This window comes from Stenotrophomonas sp. TWI377, from assembly GCF_039674525.1.
GTDB lineage: Bacteria > Pseudomonadota > Gammaproteobacteria > Xanthomonadales > Xanthomonadaceae > Stenotrophomonas.
Genome location: NZ_JBDJNT010000002.1, coordinates 204568 through 222101, shown reverse-complemented (window position 1 = coordinate 222101; position 17534 = coordinate 204568). Strand labels below are relative to the sequence as shown.

At 65.5% G+C, this 17534-nt stretch carries 19 protein-coding genes; 15 read left to right on the top strand and 4 right to left on the bottom strand.

From position 1 onward, the window contains the following. Positions 1–6: 6 nt before the first annotated feature. From ABE546_RS04355 to ABE546_RS04300, 12 genes are all read left to right on the top strand, one after another. Positions 7–813, top strand: a complete 807-nt coding sequence (locus tag ABE546_RS04355) for a M48 family metallopeptidase (RefSeq protein WP_346462793.1) — start codon at positions 7–9, stop codon at positions 811–813. A 142-nt stretch (positions 814–955) separates the two neighbouring features. Further along, positions 956–2152 carry a tetratricopeptide repeat protein gene (locus ABE546_RS04350; RefSeq protein WP_313211271.1) on the top strand — a complete coding sequence of 399 codons (1197 nt, stop codon included), beginning with the start codon at positions 956–958 and terminating at the stop codon, positions 2150–2152. Between the two features lie 257 nt (positions 2153–2409). Then, entirely contained in the window at positions 2410–2967 is a 558-nt protein-coding gene (locus tag ABE546_RS04345; protein ID WP_172407616.1) for an energy transducer TonB, read from the top strand. Between the two features lie 86 nt (positions 2968–3053). Next, on the top strand, positions 3054–3812 hold the full coding sequence (exbB, locus tag ABE546_RS04340; protein ID WP_019184055.1) for a TonB-system energizer ExbB: 759 nt from the start codon (positions 3054–3056) through the stop codon (positions 3810–3812). Between the two features lie 57 nt (positions 3813–3869). After that, the gene (locus ABE546_RS04335) at positions 3870–4295 is read left to right on the top strand and encodes a biopolymer transporter ExbD (RefSeq protein ID WP_046272259.1); all 426 of its coding nucleotides are present in this window, start codon (positions 3870–3872) and stop codon (positions 4293–4295) included. A 3-nt stretch (positions 4296–4298) separates the two neighbouring features. Continuing rightward, entirely contained in the window at positions 4299–4712 is a 414-nt protein-coding gene (locus ABE546_RS04330; protein ID WP_046272258.1) for a biopolymer transporter ExbD, read from the top strand. 115 nt (positions 4713–4827) lie between these two features. Further along, positions 4828–6288, top strand: coding sequence for a cardiolipin synthase (gene cls, locus ABE546_RS04325; protein WP_346462792.1), 1461 nt, complete (start codon positions 4828–4830; stop codon positions 6286–6288). 68 nt (positions 6289–6356) lie between these two features. Beyond that, complete coding sequence (locus ABE546_RS04320; protein WP_070474188.1) at positions 6357–6617, top strand: hypothetical protein; 261 nt, start codon at positions 6357–6359, stop codon at positions 6615–6617. Positions 6618–6621: 4 nt separating this feature from the next. Next, positions 6622–7365: a pyridoxine 5'-phosphate synthase gene (locus ABE546_RS04315; protein ID WP_346462791.1), complete on the top strand. Its 744-nt coding sequence runs from the start codon at positions 6622–6624 to the stop codon at positions 7363–7365. Positions 7366–7651: 286 nt separating this feature from the next. Further along, positions 7652–8743 carry a PA0069 family radical SAM protein gene (locus ABE546_RS04310; protein WP_346462790.1) on the top strand — a complete coding sequence of 364 codons (1092 nt, stop codon included), beginning with the start codon at positions 7652–7654 and terminating at the stop codon, positions 8741–8743. A gap of 101 nt (positions 8744–8844) precedes the next feature. Continuing rightward, a complete protein-coding gene (locus ABE546_RS04305; RefSeq protein ID WP_346462789.1) occupies positions 8845–9210 on the top strand; it encodes a hypothetical protein in 366 nt (121 codons plus the stop codon). A 634-nt stretch (positions 9211–9844) separates the two neighbouring features. After that, positions 9845–10090: a hypothetical protein gene (locus ABE546_RS04300; protein ID WP_346462788.1), complete on the top strand. Its 246-nt coding sequence runs from the start codon at positions 9845–9847 to the stop codon at positions 10088–10090. On the opposite strand, the gene ABE546_RS04295 is transcribed toward ABE546_RS04300, so the two are convergent. From ABE546_RS04295 to ABE546_RS04285, 3 genes are all read right to left on the bottom strand, one after another. After that, positions 10091–10801 carry a 2OG-Fe(II) oxygenase gene (locus tag ABE546_RS04295; protein WP_346462819.1) on the bottom strand — a complete coding sequence of 237 codons (711 nt, stop codon included), beginning with the start codon at positions 10799–10801 and terminating at the stop codon, positions 10091–10093. Positions 10802–10910: 109 nt separating this feature from the next. Further along, on the bottom strand, positions 10911–11927 hold the full coding sequence (locus ABE546_RS04290; RefSeq protein WP_313210537.1) for a class 1 fructose-bisphosphatase: 1017 nt from the start codon (positions 11925–11927) through the stop codon (positions 10911–10913). Between the two features lie 166 nt (positions 11928–12093). Continuing rightward, positions 12094–13296: an amino acid aminotransferase gene (locus ABE546_RS04285; RefSeq protein ID WP_346462787.1), complete on the bottom strand. Its 1203-nt coding sequence runs from the start codon at positions 13294–13296 to the stop codon at positions 12094–12096. 176 nt (positions 13297–13472) lie between these two features. Between ABE546_RS04285 and ABE546_RS04280 the strand changes: the two genes are divergently transcribed. Next, a complete protein-coding gene (locus ABE546_RS04280) occupies positions 13473–15599 on the top strand; it encodes a TonB-dependent receptor (RefSeq protein ID WP_346462786.1) in 2127 nt (708 codons plus the stop codon). Positions 15600–15609: 10 nt separating this feature from the next. On the opposite strand, the gene ABE546_RS04275 is transcribed toward ABE546_RS04280, so the two are convergent. Then, complete coding sequence (locus ABE546_RS04275; protein ID WP_346462785.1) at positions 15610–15951, bottom strand: hypothetical protein; 342 nt, start codon at positions 15949–15951, stop codon at positions 15610–15612. A 144-nt stretch (positions 15952–16095) separates the two neighbouring features. On the opposite strand from ABE546_RS04275, the gene ABE546_RS04270 reads away from it, so the two are divergent. Further along, a complete protein-coding gene (locus ABE546_RS04270) occupies positions 16096–16491 on the top strand; it encodes a hypothetical protein (RefSeq protein WP_346462784.1) in 396 nt (131 codons plus the stop codon). A 95-nt stretch (positions 16492–16586) separates the two neighbouring features. Then, the gene (locus ABE546_RS04265; protein WP_070474208.1) at positions 16587–17528 is read left to right on the top strand and encodes a Ku protein; all 942 of its coding nucleotides are present in this window, start codon (positions 16587–16589) and stop codon (positions 17526–17528) included. Positions 17529–17534: the final 6 nt, after the last annotated feature.

Here is a 17534-nt window from a genome sequence, read left to right as displayed (position 1 = left end):
TCGCACATGAAACCAGTGCTGTTGGGAATTGCCGTCGCCATGCTGGTGAGCGCGTGCGCCACCACGACCTCACCCACCGGCCGCCGCCAGATGGTCGGCGGTGTTTCGCAGGCGGAACTGGACCAGCTGGGCGCGCAGGCGTTCACCGAGACCAAGTCCAAGGGAACCCTCAGCAAGGACCCGAAGCAGACCGCCTACGTGCAGTGCGTGGTCAATGCGCTGGTCGCCCAGTTGCCGCCACAGTACCGTGGCGTACGGTGGGAGACGGCGTTGATGGTCGACAAGGAGCCCAACGCGTTCGCCCTGCCCGGTGGCAAAGTCGGGGTCAATACCGGCATCTTCACGGTCGCCAAAAACCAGGATCAGCTGGCCGCGGTGATCGGTCACGAGATCGGGCACGTCATCTCCCGCCACCACGAAGAGCGCATCACCCGCCAGATGGGCGCGCAGACCGGCCTGTCGGTGCTCGGGGCACTTGCCGGTGCGGCCTACGGTGAGGGTGCGGCCAGTACGGTCAGCCAGCTCGGCGGCGCCGGCGCCCAAGCCGCGTTCCTGCTGCCCGGCTCGCGGACGCAGGAAAGCGAGGCCGATATCGTGGGTCAGCGGCTGATGGCCGAGGCCGGTTTCAACCCCGCCCAGGCAGTGGATCTGTGGCAGAACATGATGGCCGCCAGTGGGGGTCGCTCGCCCCAATGGCTGTCCACCCACCCCGATCCTGCCAACCGTATCCGTGAACTTCAGCGAGACGCGCCGTCCCTGAGTGGTGTATACCAACAAGCCCAGGCGGCCGGGCGCAGGCCAAAGTGCGGTTGACGCGTCCGGATACGAGTCAAAGATGCTGTATTGCAGCATCGGAAACGATTTCTCACGCCATCAGTTTCTGATACGTTTGGCGGCTCAGATTTTTCTGACAGTCCGTTTTGATGCCGCTGCGGCGGTTCGATCGAGGTGAAAGATGATTTTCAGCAACCACAAGCAAGCCGTCCTTTCCGTCCTCATCGCGACCGCTGTAAGTGGCGCCATGATCACCGATGCCTTCGCCCAGGCCCGCTCGTCGGAGCGTGGCGCGCGTGGCGGGAAGAAGCAGGCCAAGGCCGAAGTGCTCTACCCGCAGGCGACCCGCCAGGAGCCGGAGCAGAAGTCCTCGGCCAAGGTCGGTCCGAAGCTGCAGAAAATGATTGACAGCTACAACGACCAGAAGTTCCCGGAGACGCGCGCGCAGGCCGACGAAATCCTGGCCAATCCCGCTGCCAACGCCTACGACAAGTCGCTCGCCGCGCAGCTCGCCTCGCAGGCGGCCTACCAGCTTGATGACGTCGCCGCTGCCAAGAAGTACCTCGAGCAGGTGCTGCAGCTCGGTGGCCTGGACAACAACGGCCACTACCAGTCGATGCTGATGCTGGGTCAGCTGCAGCTGCAGGACGACCAGATCAACGAAGGCCTGGCGACGCTGGACAAGTACTTCGCCGAGACCAAGTCGAACAAGCCCGAAGAGCTGATCGCCAAGGGCCAGGCGCTGTACCAGGCCGAGCGCTACGCCGAGGCCATCCCGGTGCTGCAGCAGGCCATCGCCGGCTCGCCCGAGCCGAAGGACAACTGGAACCAGTTGCTGATGGCTGCCATGGCCGAAGCCGGCCAGACCGGTGAAGCGGTCAAGCAGGCCGAAGCGCTGGCGGCCAAGAACCCGAACGACAAGAAGGTGCAGTTGAACCTGGCCAGCATGTACATGCAGGCCGACCAGATGGACCAGGCTGGCGCTGTCATGGCCAAGCTGTACGCCGCCGGCCAGCTGACCGACGAGCGCGAGTACAAGCAGCTGTACTCGATCTACGCCAACAGCGAGAACAAAGAAAAGGACGTCATTGCCGTTATCAATGATGGCCTGCAGAAAAACATCCTGAAGCCGGATTATCAGGTATACCTGGCACTGGCCCAGGCGTACTACTACTCCGACCCACAGCAGACGGACAAGGCGATCGAGGCGTGGCAGAAGGCTGCCCCGCTTTCCAAGGATGGCGAGACCTACCTGAATCTGGCACGCGTGCTGCATTCGGAAGGTCGCATTCCGGAGGCCAAGCAGGCCGCCCAGCAAGCGCTGGCGAAGGGTGTGAAGAACCAGGCGGATGCCAAGAAAATCATCAACCTGAAGTAAGTAGGAATAACGCCTGAACGCCTGCATAAGTGATGCGCAGGCGCTCAGGATTGGTATAAGCTTGGAGGTTCCTGCGGTGTCATGCACCGCTGATCATGGGCTACCTGTCCCCGGGTATCCCGGCCCCACTAATGAGCTCTTGGCGCATGACGGAACAACTAGTCGTTCACAGGTACGAACAACGCGATGACACCGGCCTCTCCTGGCCGCGTATCGTGGGTATCGCTTTTGTAATCGCACTGCATCTCGCCGCCTTCATGATGCTTCTGATCCCGGCTGTGGCTCCCAAGGCCGTGGCGGAGAAAGAACGCAACATCATGGTGACCCTGGTCGACGCTCCGCCGCCGCCACCACCGCCGCCGCCGCCGCCGCCGCCGGATGACACCCCGCCGCCGCCGGTCAAGAACCTGTCGCCGCCGAAGCCGTCCCCGGTTCCGCCGCCGCCGCAGGCTCCTGTGGTCGATATCCCGGACCCGCGTCCGACCGACATCGTCACACCGCCTTCGCCGCCGTCGCCGCCGCAGCCGCCGAGCACCATTGAGGCAAGCGTCGACATCTCGTCGAAGAACATGAACCCCCCGCGTTACCCGCCGGCCGCGTTCCGTGCTGGTATCCAGGGTGAAGTCATCCTGATCATTGACGTCGATGCCAATGGCAACGTCACCAATGTGTCGGTCGAGAAGTCCAGCCGTAACCGTGACCTCGATCGCGCCGCCATGGACGCAGCTCGCAAGTGGAGCTTCCGTTCCGCGGAATCGGGCGGGAAGAAGGTCGCAGGTCGCGTTCGCGTCCCGGTCAACTTTGCGCTGAACTGATAGTGGCCGGTGGCCCGCCGGCCACCGCCCCTAGCGGTTATTTCTAGCAATACCCTTTATCACCACACACAACAAAGGTAAGCGTCATGCTGCAGGAACTTTTCATCGCCGCTGCTGCCGGGGGCAACTCCAACGCCCTGTCGCAGATGGGCTTCGAGCACCTGATCCACGAGATGACCACCCAGCCGGGTGACTTCGCCGTCTCCTGGGTCGTGCTGCTGACCCTGATCATCATGTCGGCCATGTCCTGGTACTGGACCGTCATCAACATCTTCCGCGCCACCCGTCTGAAGGCTGCTGCCGACAAGGTCGTGAGCCTGTTCTGGGATACCCCGAACGCCCAGGACGCCATCCGTGCGATGGAAGAACAGCCGGCTTCGGAGCCCTTCTCCAAGATCGCTCTGGACGCTGCACAGGCTGCTGCGCACCACCAGCGTTCGGAAGGCGGCACCTCGGGTGGCCTGGGTGAGAACCTGAGCCGTTCGGAGTTCGTCGATCGCGCCCTGCGTCAGGCCGTGACCCGCGAAAGCAACAACCTGCAGTCGGGCATGACCCTGCTGGCCACCGTCGGCGCAACCGCTCCGTTCGTGGGTCTGCTGGGTACCGTGTGGGGCATCTACGGCGCGCTGATCAAGATCGGTGCCACCGGTTCCGCCTCGATCGACGCCGTTGCCGGCCCGGTGGGTGAAGCACTGATCATGACCGCCATCGGTCTGTTCGTGGCTATCCCGGCCGTGTTCGCCTTCAACTTCTTCAGCAAGATCAACAGCGCCACGATCAGCAAGTTCGATACGTTCGCTCACGACCTGCACGACTTCTTCGCCACCGGTTCGCGCGTTCGCTAATAGCGACGCGCGTCACCCAGCGAGAACGTAGTCAACACGATCTAGACGGAGCCCGTTATGGCTTTCAGTAGTGGTAACAGCGGCGGCCCCATGGCCGACATCAACGTTACGCCCCTCGTGGACGTGATGCTGGTGCTGCTGATCATCTTCATCATCACGGCGCCCCTGATGTCCCACAAGGTCAAGGTGGATCTGCCTGAGGCCAACCTGGTGCAGAATCCGGAAGACGCTGAAAAGCGGGCGAGCCCGATCACCTTGGCAGTCAAGGAAGACGGCTCGATCTACTGGAACGACGAGGAAATCGACAAGCAGACTCTTGAGTCGCGCTTGGCGACCGCCGCCCAGCAGACCCCGCAGCCGCCCCTCAACCTGCGTGGTGATCGCACCACCAAGATGCGCGTCATCAATGAGATGACGAAGGTCGCGCAGGAACAGGGCATGCTCGACGTGGGCTTCGTCGCCACCAAAGTAAAGGGGCAGTAAGCCATGGCGTTCAGTACTGGTGGTAACAAAGGCCCCATGGCCGACATCAACGTCACGCCCCTGGTGGACGTGATGCTGGTGCTGCTGATCATCTTCATCGTCACCGCGCCGATCATGACGTACCCGATCGCCGTTGACCTGCCGCAGCGCGTGCTCAACCCACCGCCGGTGACGGTCGAACCGCCGCCGCCGATCGAGCTGAAGGTGGACGCCAGCAACCAGGTGTCGTGGAACAACAGCCCCGTGGCTGTGGGCGAACTGCAGCAGCGTATGGAACAGGAAGTGCAGCGCGATCCGACCAACCAGCCGGAACTGCGCATCGATGCCAGCCCGGACTCCGAGTACGACGTGATGGCCAAGGTGTTGGCTGCCGCGAAGAATGCTCAGATGAAGAAGATCGGCTTCGTACAGCAGTAATACGCAAGACGCAGTCATGACGCGACTGGAAAACGCCCCTGGAAACAGGGGCGTTTTTTTTGTGCCGCCGGCCGTGGATACGCGCCAGCGCCACGCTGCCCGCTATCATCCGGCCATGCTCGCAACCTTCGACATCTTCGGGGACTGGCTCGATGCCATCCCCCACCTGCGCCCCCTGATGGTGGCGGCCTACATTCTCTATCTGCTGTGGCTGACCGGCTGGATCATGCTGCAGAAGCGCGAGCCGGTCGCCACGCTGAGCTGGATCCTGTCGCTGGCCGCCCTGCCCTACCTTGGCCTGTTCATCTACTACCTGCTCGGCCCGCAGAAGGTGAAGCGGCAGCGCCTGCGCCGTGGTCGTTCGCGCTCGGGGATGGAGCATTACAGCAGCGTCTGCCCACCGGATGCGGACTGCACCGAGCTGGCCAAGATCGCCCAGGCCACCACCGGGCTCTCACCGAGCTCGGCCACCGAGGTGGAGTGGCTGGTCGATGGCGCGGCCACCTACAGCGCACTGCTTGCCGCGGTGGCCACGGCCAAGGACCACTTGCACCTTGAGTACTACATCTTCAATCCGGACCACGCCGGCACCGCGCTGCGCGATGCGCTGACCGAGCGTGCGGCCGCCGGCGTGCGCGTGCGCCTGCTGCTCGATGCGGTCGGCTCGTCGTCCATCCGCAAGCGCTTCCTGCAGCCGCTGCTGGATGCAGGCGCCGAAGTCGTCTGGTTCCACCCGCGACAGCTGCTCAAACCGTTCAAGCGGCCCTGGTTGAACCTGCGCACGCACCGCAAGCTCGTCATCATCGATGGCCTGCAGGCCTTCACCGGCGGCATCAACATCACCGATGAGGAAGATGAGAGCGTCCGCCCGGATGCGTATCGCGACCTGCACATGCGGCTGCGGGGCCACGTGGTGCGCAGCCTGCAGCTGGTCTTCATCGAGGATTGGATCTACGCCACCGGCCAGGAGCCGGCGCGCTTCAACATCGCCCAGCTGTGGCCGGAAACCATGCCCAGCCGCAGCGAGGGCAGCATCAATGCGCAGGTGCTGGTCTCCGGTCCGGATTCGTCGTGGGAGACCATCCACCGGCTGCACGTGGCGGCGATCCACGAAGCGAAGGAGCGCGTCTGGCTGGTGACGCCCTACTTCGTGCCCGGCGAGGCCGCGCGCATGGCACTGACCTCGGCCGCACTCGGTGGCCTGGACGTGCGCCTGCTGGTGCCCAAGATGAGCGACTCCTGGTTCGTCACCCAGGCCGCGCGCTCCTATTTCGACGAGCTGCTGCAGGCCGGGGTCAAGATCTACGAGTACGGCCCACGCATGCTGCACACCAAGGCCTTCATCGCCGATGACGACGTGTGCATCGTCGGCAGTGCCAACTTCGATCACCGCAGCTTCCGGCTCAACTTCGAGCTCTCGATGATGATCAGCGACACCGGCCGCGTTGCGGCGCTGGCCGAGATCCTGCTGGCCGAATACAGCAGCGCCGCGCCGGTCTACAACGACCGCCAGCGTTCGCTGTGGCGGCACCGTGTGCCCGAGGCGTTCGCCCGCCTGGCCTCGCCGCTGCTGTAGCCACTGCTCCCCGTGGAACCGCACCCGGCGCCAGCGCTACACTGGCCCGGTCAATCGGGGAGAACGACATGTACTGGCTGTTTCTGCTGTTCGCGCTGGCCTGTTTCGGCATGGCGCTCAAGACCCCCCACATGGGGCTGATGGCGCTGTCGCTGCTGGGCACCCTGGTGTTCCTGCTGGCGTGGGTCCGCGGCCTCTACGTGGCCCGCTTCGGCGATGTGCAGCCCACCCGCGCGGCCATCACCGATCCCAACGAACTCCGTCGGCTGCGGGAGCTCGCCCTCCAGGCGCGCACCCCGGCTGCTCAGGGTGAATCCGACCCCTCGTAGTGCCATGACCCAACTCAGCGTCAACGTGAACAAGATCGCCGTCCTGCGCAACTCGCGCGGCGGCACCGACCCGGACGTGCTGCAGGCCGCCCGTGCATGCCTGGATGCCGGCGCGCATGGGATCACCGTGCACCCGCGCCCGGACCGACGCCACATCCGCGCCGAGGACGTTCTCGCGTTGTCCGCGCTGACGGCCGAGCGCGGCGTGGAGTTCAACATCGAGGGCAACCCGTTCGCGCCCCCGCGTGAGGGCTATCCCGGGCTGCTGCCGCTGTGCGCGCAGACCCGCCCCGCCCAGGCCACCCTGGTGCCCGATGGCGACGGCCAACTGACCTCCGACCATGGCGTCGACTTCGCCCGGGATGCCGAGCGGCTGCGACCGCTGATCGCCGAGTTGAAGTCGTATGGGTGCCGGGTCAGCCTGTTCGTGGACGCGGGCAATGCCGACCTCGCCCAGGCCGCCGAGATCGGGGCCGACCGCGTGGAGCTCTACACCGGCCCCTACGCCGAGGCGCATGCCGCCGGCGATGCCACCGCCATGCTGGCGGTGTTCGCCGATGCCGCCCGCCGCGCCCAGGCGGCCGGCCTGGGCGTCAACGCCGGCCACGACCTGTCGCAGGACAACCTGGCCGATTTCCTGCGGACCGTGCCGGACGTGCTGGAAGTCTCGATCGGCCATGCGCTGATCAGCGAGGCGCTGTATGACGGGCTGGATGCCACGGTGAAGGGCTATCTGCGGCTGCTGTGATGCGGCGCGTAGCCCTGCCGCGTAAGGGGCGCCCGGCATCAGGTAGCGCCGACCGTTGGTCGGCTCAGCCGCCCGTGACGTGGCACCGCAGGCACGCGCTCTGGCCCTGTGGATAAATTGGGGGATCAAATCGGTCTCCACCTCCGCCGACCCTTACCCGGCGCGGGTTTCACTTCTCTTTACGCCTGTGGTTAGTAATACTACTAACCATGGATATCCCCTATCCCCGCCGTTCCGACGCCACCACGTCTCATTCCCTGAGACCTCCCGGCGATAGCCTTTGACGATGGGTATTGCGATCAAAGGCCGGGGCTCCCGCACGCACCTGGCGGGCCGTTTCGAGGTCACCGTCAGCGAAGCGATGGACGACGGCTGGGCGCCGGACGAGAGCGAGGAGTTCGCCGCGCCGCGTCTGCGCACGGAAGTGCGCGCCGAGACCGCCCGTAGCATCATCAGCCGCAACAAGTCGCCGGACGTCGGCTTCAGCCAGTCGGTCAATCCGTACCGCGGCTGCGAGCATGGGTGCTCGTACTGCTTCGCCCGACCCTCGCACGCCTATCTCAATCTCTCGCCCGGGCTGGACTTCGAGACCAAGCTGTTCGCCAAGACCAATGCGCCGCAGCTGCTGCGCAAGGAGTTTTCGCGCCCCGGCTACGTGCCGCAGCCGATCGCGCTGGGCATCAACACCGACGCCTACCAGCCGATCGAGCGCAAGCTCAAACTGACCCGCCAGCTGATCGAGGTGATGCTCGAAACGCAGCACCCGTTCTCGTTGATCACCAAGAACGCGCTGGTCGAGCGCGACATCGACCTGCTTGCGCCGCTGGCGGAAAAGCAGCTGGTCAGCGTGCACTTCTCGGTGACCTCGCTGGACCCGCACCTGTCCGCCAAGCTCGAACCGCGTGCCTCTGCGCCGCATGCACGGCTGCGCGCGATGCGTCGCCTGAGCGATGCCGGCATCCCGGTCGGGGTGATGGTCGCGCCGGTGATCCCGTGGATCAACGATGCCGAACTGGAAGCCGTGCTTGAAGCCGCCCACGATGCGGGTGCCTCCACCGCTGGCTACGTGCTGCTGCGCCTGCCGCTGGAAGTGGCGCCGCTGTTCCGCGACTGGCTCGACACCCACCATCCAGACCGCGCCACGCACGTGATGAGCACCATCAACCAGCTGCGCGGTGGCAAGGATTACAACAGCCAATTCGGCACGCGCATGCGCGGTGAAGGGGTCTACGCCGACCTGCTGTCCAACCGCTTCAAGCTGGCCCGCAAGCGCCTGGGCTTCGATGCGCAGCACAGCCACTGGCCGAAACTGGATTGCACCCGCTTCCTGCGGCCGTTGCCGCCGCGGGCGGAGTCACCGCAGGGCTCGTTGTTCTGATCAGCCCCCGATGGACTTTAGGGCGCGCCCGACCAACAATCGGGCCAAGGCACCGCGCCGCGGTGGCCTGACGTCCATATCGGATATCCAGGGGGAACCCCATGTCATCGGCAGCCACCTCGGCCGCATCGAACGCGGCCAACATCGCGATCAACGCTGCCATCACCGCAGCGGTGCAGCAGCAGCGCGACGCGGTGATCGCACACTTCGCCGGCCATCAGGCGTTGTCCCCGCAGAGCGCGATCGCGGCGGACAGCATCGACCCTGCATTGCAGGTAGCGCTGAAGTACTACCGCGACAACGGCGTCATCCGCGACGCGGGCGGTGATCGTCTTTATCTGGATCTGGACGTGTTGGCCGGGCTGAAGGCCAAGGCGAAGCGCACCGGGCGCAATGTGCTGATCACGGTGATGGTGTTGGCCGTGGTTGTGGTTGTCGGTGCTGTGTTGCTGGTGTTGGCGCGCTGACCAATGGGCATCGAGTGCTGGTGTAGTAGTCGCAGCAGACTGCGATAGAGCTGCGCACACAAAGTGAAGCAAGCAACACACGACTACTGGCTGCAGTAGGCGCCGGAAGCATCACTGATCTCCGGCATCGCCGTCGGGACTGCATTTGGCGGGCACGTGGGTGGTTATGCTTCCGCTGCCGCCTTCTATGGCTCAATGTTTACCGCCACTTACAATGACTCTAAAGCAATAGCGACAGCAGGAATAGTTGGGGAGGAAACATGTCGATGAATTCATCTTTTAAATTCAAGTGTCCAGCATGCGGCACAAGAGCACAGCGATTGCCAGCATTTAAATCGCTTGAGAGAGTGCTCGTCGTCAAATGTAGAGGATGTCGATCAATCATTGAATCGGATATAGGCTGGCTCAGGTATATATTACTGGTGTCCTATACATATATATTTGCCGGCCTACTGGGGTCTGCATTCATAATTGGATTGGTTACTGGCAATGTTCTTCAGGTTCTGATCTCAGGCTTATTATTTGCACTCCTGGCACTTCTGCCTGCAATTATTCTTCATTCTCGATTTTTGGTTGTCCAGAAGACGGAGGAAAACGTCAGATCGCTTGATCAGAAGTACGGAAAATATCGAAGGTGATTTCGTCGTCTCTTGGCGAGTTACGCAAAGGTCTAGACCTGGCACTCCATGCTCCGCTGAGTTACTACCGCGACAACGGCGTCATCCGCGACGCGGGCGCTGATCGTCTCTATCTCGATCTGGACGTGCTGGCCGGGTTGAAGGCCAAGGCGAAGCGCACCGGGCGCAATGTGCTGATCACGGTGATGGTGTTGGCGGCGGTAGTGGTGGTCGGTGCTGTGTTGCTGGTGTCGGCGCGCTGATCAATTCCCACCAAATAATTTCTGCGCACTCTGGAAAAGAATCCAGCTCGTCGCAATGAACTTGTCCCCACCCTGCGGCCGGTTGCCCCGATGCGTGTGGGTGAACGACGTCGGTGCGATCAACAGGCTGCCCGTGCGCGGCGCAACCTTGCGGCCCTGGAACAGGAACTCGGTTTCGCCGGCCTCGAAATCGTCATTGAGGTAGAGCGTCCACAGCAGGTGGCGGTGCAGCGTTTCGCCGGCCGGATCGCGTGGGTACAGCTCGCAGTGCCAGTACGGATAGCCGCCCTCGCCCGCCGCATACCATTGCAGATTGATGGCACCGGGCCGCAGGCAGGTGCGGGCCAGGTCGGACAGCGTGGCGTCGTCCATGTCGGGGAAATCCTCGGCGGCCAACCGGCGCGGCTGGCCCTGGCTGTCCTGGATCTGCAACATCAACGGCGAGATCAGGGCCTGTGGATAACGGCGTAGATAAGTCAGCAAACCCTTGAAAACCGCCTGCTGCAGCACTGCTTCGGCCTGCCGCCACTCGGGGCGCCCGCTGATGCGAAGATCCTTGCTGTGCTTGAGTTCCGGGAACACACCGCTGCCCACTTCGCCCGGCTGCAACTGCGCACTGGATCGCATCTGGGCCTGCAGGGCCGCGCAGACCTCGTTGGGGACGGCGTTGTGGATTACTTCGATGAAATCGAGCGGCGCGTCGGCAGTCATGGGGTCATCCGTGGGCACGAATGGCCGATGGTGAACGCTGCCGTGGCCGATGTCACGCCGTTGCCACGTATCAACAGGGCTGACCGGATGGCCAGCCCTGTGTAGCAAATCAACCCGCCGCGCTGTCGTGTTCGCGGTGGTAACGGGTGGCTTCTTCCACTTCATTGCGCGACCCGAGGAACACCGGCACGCGCTGGTGCAGCTGATCGGGCTGGATGTCGAGAATGCGCTTGCGGCCGGTGGTGGCGGCGCCGCCGGCCTGCTCGACCAGCAGGCCCATCGGGTTGGCTTCGTACATCAGGCGCAGCTTGCCGGCCTTGGAGGGATCCTTCGTGTCCCACGGGTAGATGAAGATGCCGCCGCGGGTCAGGATGCGATGCACGTCGGCCACCATGCTGGCGATCCAGCGCATGTTGAAGTTCTTGCCGCGCGCGCCTTCCTTGCCGGCCAGCAGGTCCTGCACGTAGCCCTGCATCGGGGCTTCCCAATGCCGCTGGTTGGACATGTTGATCGCGAATTCCTGGGTGTCCGCCGGGATCTGCATGTCCGGCGTGGTCAGCACGAACTCGCCCTTCTCGCGGTCCAGGGTGAACGCGTGCGTGCCGTGGCCGACGGTGAGCACCATCTGCGTGCTCGGCCCGTAGATGCAGTAGCCGGCCGCGACCTGCGCGGTGCCCGGCTGCAGGAAGCTGGCATCGCTGGGCTGCTCGGTGCCCGGCGGGCAGCGCAGCACCGAGAAGATGGTGCCGACCGACACGTTGACGTCGATGTTGGAGCTGCCATCGAGGGGATCGAACAGCAGCAGGAAGTCACCGCGCGGGTAGGTGTCGGGCACCGGCTGGCAGTGATCCATTTCTTCCGAGGCACAGGCAGCCAGGTGACCGCCCCAGGCGTTGGCTTCCAGCAGGATCTCGTTGCTGATCACGTCCAGCTTCTTCTGCGCCTCGCCCTGCACGTTGCCGGTACCGGCTTCGCCGAGCACACCGCCCAGCGCGCCCTTGCTGACCGCGATGGAGATGCTGGTGCAGGCGCGGGCGACAACAGCGATCAGCTGGCGCAGATCGGCGTTGATGCGGCCGGCATGTTGCTCTTCGATCAGATAGCGGGTCAGCGACGTCTGGGACATGGAATCAGGCGGCCTTCAGAGGAGAAGCGCCTATTGTCGCCCTTCGCCGGAGCCATTACGAGGCGCGGCCGCCGTAACCGTTCCCACCGCGCGCAACGCGCTGCCGGCGCGGCAAAGAAAAACGGCCGCGCAGGGCGGCCGTTCTGCTTCACAGGAGCACTACTGCTCAGCCCTTGCTGACGGTCGCCACGGCCTTGGCCACGTATGCCAGGTTGCCCTGGTTGAGTGCGGCCACGCAGATGCGGCCGGTGCCGACGGCGTAGATCGCGAACTCGTCGCGCAGGCGGTCCACCTGGGCGCGGCTCAGGCCCGAGTACGAGAACATGCCGGCCTGGTCGTTGATGAAGGCGTACTCCGGTGCGCCGGCGGCGACCAGGTTCTCCACCAGACCGTGGCGCAGGGCGTGGATACGCTCACGCATCTCGGTCAGTTCCGCTTCCCACACCTGGCGCAGCTCAACGCTGTTGAGCACGCCGGCCACCAGTGCCGCACCGTGGTTGGACGGGCTGGAGTAGATCGTGCGGATGATGCGCTTGACCTGCGACTGCACGGCCTTGGCCGCGTTCGCGTCCGGGGCGACCACCGACAGCGCGCCAATGCGCTCGCCATACAGCGAGAACGACTTGGAGTACGAGTTGGCGACCACGAAGCTGTCGATGCCGGCCTCGGCGATGATGCGCACGGCGGCGCCGTCTTCGCTGATGCCCTTGTCGAAGCCCTGGTAGGCCATGTCGATGAACGGGAACAGCTGGCGGTCCTTCAACAGCTCGGCCACCTGCTTCCACTGCGCGACGGTGAGGTCGGCACCGGTCGGGTTGTGGCAGCACGCGTGCAGCAGCACCACGGTGCCCGGCTGCAGCTTGCCGAGGTCGGCCAGCATGCCGTCGAAGTCCACGCCATGGGTGGCGGCATCGAAGTAGGTGTAATCGACTACGTCGAAGCCGGCCGCGCCGAACACCGCGCGATGGTTTTCCCAGCTCGGGTTGCTGATGGCGATGGTGGCGTGTGGCAACAGCTTGTGCAGCAGGTCCGCGCCGATGCGCAGCGCACCGCTGCCGCCGATGGTCTGCGAGGTGGCCACGCGACCAGCGGCCAGCAGCGGCGAATCCTTGCCGAAGACCAGCTCGCGGGTGGCCTGGTTGTAGGCCGGCAGACCGTCGATCGGCAGGTAGCCGCGCGGTTTGGCGTCAGTGGCCAGCTGCTGTTCGATCGTGTTCACGGCGCGGAGCAGCGGGATGCGGCCGCTCTCGTCGTAATAGATGCCCACGCCCAGGTTGACCTTGATCGGGCGGCTGTCGGCGTTGTAAGCCTCGGTCAGGCCCAGGATCGGGTCGCCTGGGACCAGTTCCACATTTGCAAAGAAGGACACGGCGGTACTCATTCGGATGACGGAAGGGGGAGGGTGGCGCGACGCGGAGTTGGCGGCAGAATCAGCCAAAACCGACCCATCGTAACAAAGCCCCGCCGAGGGCGCCGAGGCCGTCGTCACGTCGTCTTCCGTACCATGGCGTGCGGCACGCTCATTTACCGAGGATCCCGCCCCGCATGCTCCGTCTTACCCCGCTGGCCCGCCACTGTGCGCTGGCCTCGGCCGTGTTGCTGCCGTCGCTGGCGCAGGCCCAGAACACCCCCGCTCCCGCTGCCTCGATCGAGCGGCTGCCGACGGTCCAGGTCCAGGCCGCCCGCGTGGCGCAGGTGGCCGATATCGATCTGCCGGCCTCGCTGACCACGGTCTGGGTGGACGAGGACCGTACCGGCCCGCTGGCCCAGCTCTCCGAGGCCCTCAACGGCATCCCCGGGGTGGTCGCCCGCGATCGCCAGAACTACGCGCAGGACACCCAGCTCTCGATCCGTGGCTTCGGCGCGCGCTCGACCTTCGGTGTGCGCGGCGTACGCGTGCTGGTGGACGGTGTGCCGGCCACCATGCCCGACGGCCAGGGCCAGCTCTCCCACGCCAGCCTGCTCTCGGCGCAGCGCGTGGAGGTGTTGCGCGGGCCGTTCTCGGCGCTGTACGGCAACTCGTCCGGTGGCGTGGTCCAGGTCTGGAGCGCGGATGGCGCCGAGGGCGACCCGTGGCGCCTGCGGCTGGATACCGGCAGCGACAACACTGTCAGCGCCGGCGCCCAGCTGCGCGGCGTGCAGGGGCCGATCCGCTACAACGTGGCCGCCAACCACTTCCGCACCGATGGTTGGCGCGATCACAGCCAGGCCCGGCGCGAGTCGGTCAACGCCCGGCTGGGCACCGATGTCGGCGGCGGCCAGCTGGATCTGGTCCTGAACTACTTCGATGCGCCCGACGCACAGGATCCGCTCGGCCTCACCCGCGCCCAGGTGCGCGAGAACCCGCGTCAGGCGACCGCGGTGGCTACCCAGTACAACACCCGCAAATCCGTGCGCCAGGCCCAGGCCGGGCTGGTCTTCACCCGAACGGAGGGCGCGCAGACCTGGCGTGCGATGGGCTATGCCGGCCAGCGCAGCGTGGCGCAGTACCTGGCGATCCCACCGGGGCCGCAGGCCAACCCGCTGCACGCCGGCGGGGTGATCGATCTGGACGGGGCCTATGGCGGCCTGGACGCGCGCTGGGCGTGGCACGGTGACTGGGCCGGCCGCCCGTTGGATGTGGTGATCGGTGCCAATGCCGACCGTCAGCAGCAGGATCGCCGCGGTTACGAGAACTTCGTGGGTGATCAGGTCGGTATCAAGGGCCGCCTGCGCCGCGACCAGAGCGACCGGGTCGAGAACGTGGACCAGTTCGCGCAGGCGTGGTGGCAGTGGGCACCGCGCTGGTCGTTGCTGCTCGGTGTGCGCCACAGCACCGTCCGCTTCCGCTCCAACGACCACTACATCACCGCCGGCAATCCGGACGACAGCGGATCGCGTCGCTACGAAGCGACCACGCCGGTGGCCGGCGTGGTGTTCCGCGCCAGCGATGCCTGGCGGCTGTACGCGTCGGCCGGACGTGGCTTCGAAACCCCGACCTTCAACGAGCTGGGCTATCGCGCCGATGGCCAGGCCGGGCTGGCGCTGGATCTCTCGGCCGCCCGCAGCCGCAACCTGGAAGTCGGCAGCAAGTGGCATGGGCGCAGTGGCGCGCAGGTCGAGGCGGCGCTGTTCCGCGCCGATACCGATGACGAGCTGGCCGTGGCGAGCAACAGCGGCGGCCGCAGCACCTACCGCAACATCGGCCGCACGCGCCGGCAGGGCGCGGAGGCCAGCTATGTGCAGCCGCTGGGCGCGCAGGCGGATCTTTCGCTGGCCTACACCTGGATCGAGGCCACCGTGCGTGACCCGTATGCGCTGTGCGCGGCCGCTGGCTGCAACACGGTGACCGCCGGCTCACGCCTGCCAGGTGTACCCAGGCAGCAGTGGAACGCGCGGGTGCAGTACCGCCCGGGCCCGTGGCAGTGGGCCGCCGAGGTGGTGGCCTCCAGCGACACCGTGGTCAACGATCTGGCCACCGACAGCGCGCCGGGCTATGCCCTGTTGAACCTGGAGGTGTCGCGGCGCTGGAGCACCGCGCAGGGCACGCTGCGGGCCTTCGCGCGGATCGACAATGCGCTGGACCAGCGCTACATCGGCTCGGTGATCGTCAACGACGGCAACCAGCGCTTCTTCGAACCCGGCCCGGACCGCCGCTACAACGTGGGCCTGCAGTGGCAGTGGGCGCCCTGACCCAAGGGACTTACCTGGGCCGCTTGGCCGGCACGAAGGGTGAGGTCGGGTCGCTGGCCGGGAACGTCTCTTCCAGCGCCTCGTCCTGGTTGTCGCTGGCGTGTTCCTTGCGCTGGCGGCGCTGGTATTCATCTTCGCGGCGATGATGACCGGCCGGGCCTTTCTCGCCGGCCGCCGAATCCTTGCGGTCGCGCGGGACCGGATCCGGCGTGACCGCCACCGGCAGGTGATCGGGTGCGTCGTCGGGCACGGACATGCCGGCGCCGCGGTCTTCGGCGTCCTGGTTGTCATGTTTGGCGCGCTGCTCGCCGGGGACCGGGGCGGTGGCGTCGCGCAGGGGATCGCGGGGCATGGGAGTTCTCCAGTTGCTGTGCGCCCCACTACAGCGCGCGGCGGGTGAAGTCGCTGCGAATCCCGCCGCATCAACGAATCTGTCACGGCTGGATAACGGCGGCGGGACTATTCCTGCCTGCCCCGCCGCTGTCGGAGTCGTGTCATGCCCCGCCTGGACCGCCGTGCCGCACCCGCGTTGTTCAACGCCTACCTGCAGCCGGAACGGAGCGGGCGCCGTGCGCGCCGCGACCGCGCCGAGGACGCGCAGGCGATCGCACAGGACTACCTGCAGTACATGCGCAGCGATTATGAGCAGCGCCGCAGCCACGGCCGCCGCAGCTGGCGCGACCTGTATCCGGCCTACGCCTTCGCGCTGACCACCCACTACGCGGACTGGCCGCGCGGTGCCGATGACACCGATGGTGAGCTCGCCGAGCACTGGGAACAGATGCGCGGGCAGTCGCGGCTGGGCTGGCACCAGGCCCGCGCCGTGGTCGAAGACGCGTGGCTGGCCCTGGACCACATGCCGGCGGCGGCGGTGAACGGCCTGCTGCAGTAGCCGCGGCGTGCAGCCGGCCTGCACAGCCCGGACACAGGCGTTTCACGTGCTGCGCGGTACAGCTGCCCTCCCTGAAGTGTTGGAGTGGCGCCACCATGGCCCGACCGATCTGGACCGGCACGCTGTCATTCGGGCTGCTCAATGTCCCGGTGTCGCTGATGTCCGGCGAACGCAATGTGGATCTGCACTTCCGGATGCTGGATTCGCGCGACCGCAAACCGATCCGCTTCGAGCGCGTCAACGCGGATACCGGCGAAGAAGTGCCGTGGAAGGATATCGTCAAAGCCTACGAGTACGACAAGGGCAGCTACGTCGTATTGGAAGAAGACGACATCCGCTCGGCCGCGCCGGAAAGTCATGAGGCGGTGGAGGTGGAGACCTTCGTCGATGCCGGCACGATCGATCCGCGCTACTACGAGAAGCCCTACCTGCTGGTGCCCGCCAAGAAAGCCGAGAAAGGCTACGTGCTGCTGCGCGAAACGTTGCGCAGCACCGGCAAGGTCGGCATCGCGCGGGTCGTGGTGCGCACCCGCGAGTACCTGTGCGCGGTGATGCCGCACGGCGACGCGCTGGTACTGATGATCCTGCGCTATCCGCAGGAACTGGTGGACCCGGAAGACTACAAGCTGCCCAGCGGCAGCCTGGCCGAGTACCGGATCAACAGCAAGGAAACGGCCATGGCCGAGCAGCTGATCGAGTCGATGTCCGGCGAGTGGAAGCCGGACGAGTACCACGATGAGTTCCGCGAGCGCCTGCACACGCTGCTGAAGAAGCGGATCAAGGCCAAGGGCGGCACCACCAAGGTGGAGGAAGAGCCGGTCCCGCGCGAGGATGATGCGACCAACGTGGTCGACTTCATGTCGCTGCTGCAGAAAAGCCTGGATGCCAAGAAGCGCACGCCGGCTGCCAAAAAGACAGCGGCGAAGAAGGCCACGGCCAAGGTCGCCAAACCCACGGCGGCCAAAAAGGCGACCAAGACAGCAGGCAAGGCGACCAAGAAAACCACCAAGCGTGCACCCGCGCGCAAAGCCGGGTAAGCCCAC

What these genes read in the sequence shown, in the direction of transcription:
- ABE546_RS04355 (WP_346462793.1), top strand. Translation starts at nt 7, where the DNA reads ATGAAACCAGTGCTGTTGGGAATTGCCGTCGCCATGCTGGTGAGCGCG.
- ABE546_RS04350 (WP_313211271.1), top strand. Translation starts at nt 956, where the DNA reads ATGATTTTCAGCAACCACAAGCAAGCCGTCCTTTCCGTCCTCATCGCG.
- ABE546_RS04345 (WP_172407616.1), top strand. Translation starts at nt 2,410, where the DNA reads ATGATGCTTCTGATCCCGGCTGTGGCTCCCAAGGCCGTGGCGGAGAAA.
- exbB (WP_019184055.1), top strand. Translation starts at nt 3,054, where the DNA reads ATGCTGCAGGAACTTTTCATCGCCGCTGCTGCCGGGGGCAACTCCAAC.
- ABE546_RS04335 (WP_046272259.1), top strand. Translation starts at nt 3,870, where the DNA reads ATGGCTTTCAGTAGTGGTAACAGCGGCGGCCCCATGGCCGACATCAAC.
- ABE546_RS04330 (WP_046272258.1), top strand. Translation starts at nt 4,299, where the DNA reads ATGGCGTTCAGTACTGGTGGTAACAAAGGCCCCATGGCCGACATCAAC.
- cls (WP_346462792.1), top strand. Translation starts at nt 4,828, where the DNA reads ATGCTCGCAACCTTCGACATCTTCGGGGACTGGCTCGATGCCATCCCC.
- ABE546_RS04320 (WP_070474188.1), top strand. Translation starts at nt 6,357, where the DNA reads ATGTACTGGCTGTTTCTGCTGTTCGCGCTGGCCTGTTTCGGCATGGCG.
- ABE546_RS04315 (WP_346462791.1), top strand. Translation starts at nt 6,622, where the DNA reads ATGACCCAACTCAGCGTCAACGTGAACAAGATCGCCGTCCTGCGCAAC.
- ABE546_RS04310 (WP_346462790.1), top strand. Translation starts at nt 7,652, where the DNA reads ATGGGTATTGCGATCAAAGGCCGGGGCTCCCGCACGCACCTGGCGGGC.
- ABE546_RS04305 (WP_346462789.1), top strand. Translation starts at nt 8,845, where the DNA reads ATGTCATCGGCAGCCACCTCGGCCGCATCGAACGCGGCCAACATCGCG.
- ABE546_RS04295 (WP_346462819.1), bottom strand. Translation starts at nt 10,801, where the DNA reads ATGACTGCCGACGCGCCGCTCGATTTCATCGAAGTAATCCACAACGCC.
- ABE546_RS04290 (WP_313210537.1), bottom strand. Translation starts at nt 11,927, where the DNA reads ATGTCCCAGACGTCGCTGACCCGCTATCTGATCGAAGAGCAACATGCC.
- ABE546_RS04280 (WP_346462786.1), top strand. Translation starts at nt 13,473, where the DNA reads ATGCTCCGTCTTACCCCGCTGGCCCGCCACTGTGCGCTGGCCTCGGCC.
- ABE546_RS04275 (WP_346462785.1), bottom strand. Translation starts at nt 15,951, where the DNA reads ATGCCCCGCGATCCCCTGCGCGACGCCACCGCCCCGGTCCCCGGCGAG.
- ABE546_RS04270 (WP_346462784.1), top strand. Translation starts at nt 16,096, where the DNA reads ATGCCCCGCCTGGACCGCCGTGCCGCACCCGCGTTGTTCAACGCCTAC.
- ABE546_RS04265 (WP_070474208.1), top strand. Translation starts at nt 16,587, where the DNA reads ATGGCCCGACCGATCTGGACCGGCACGCTGTCATTCGGGCTGCTCAAT.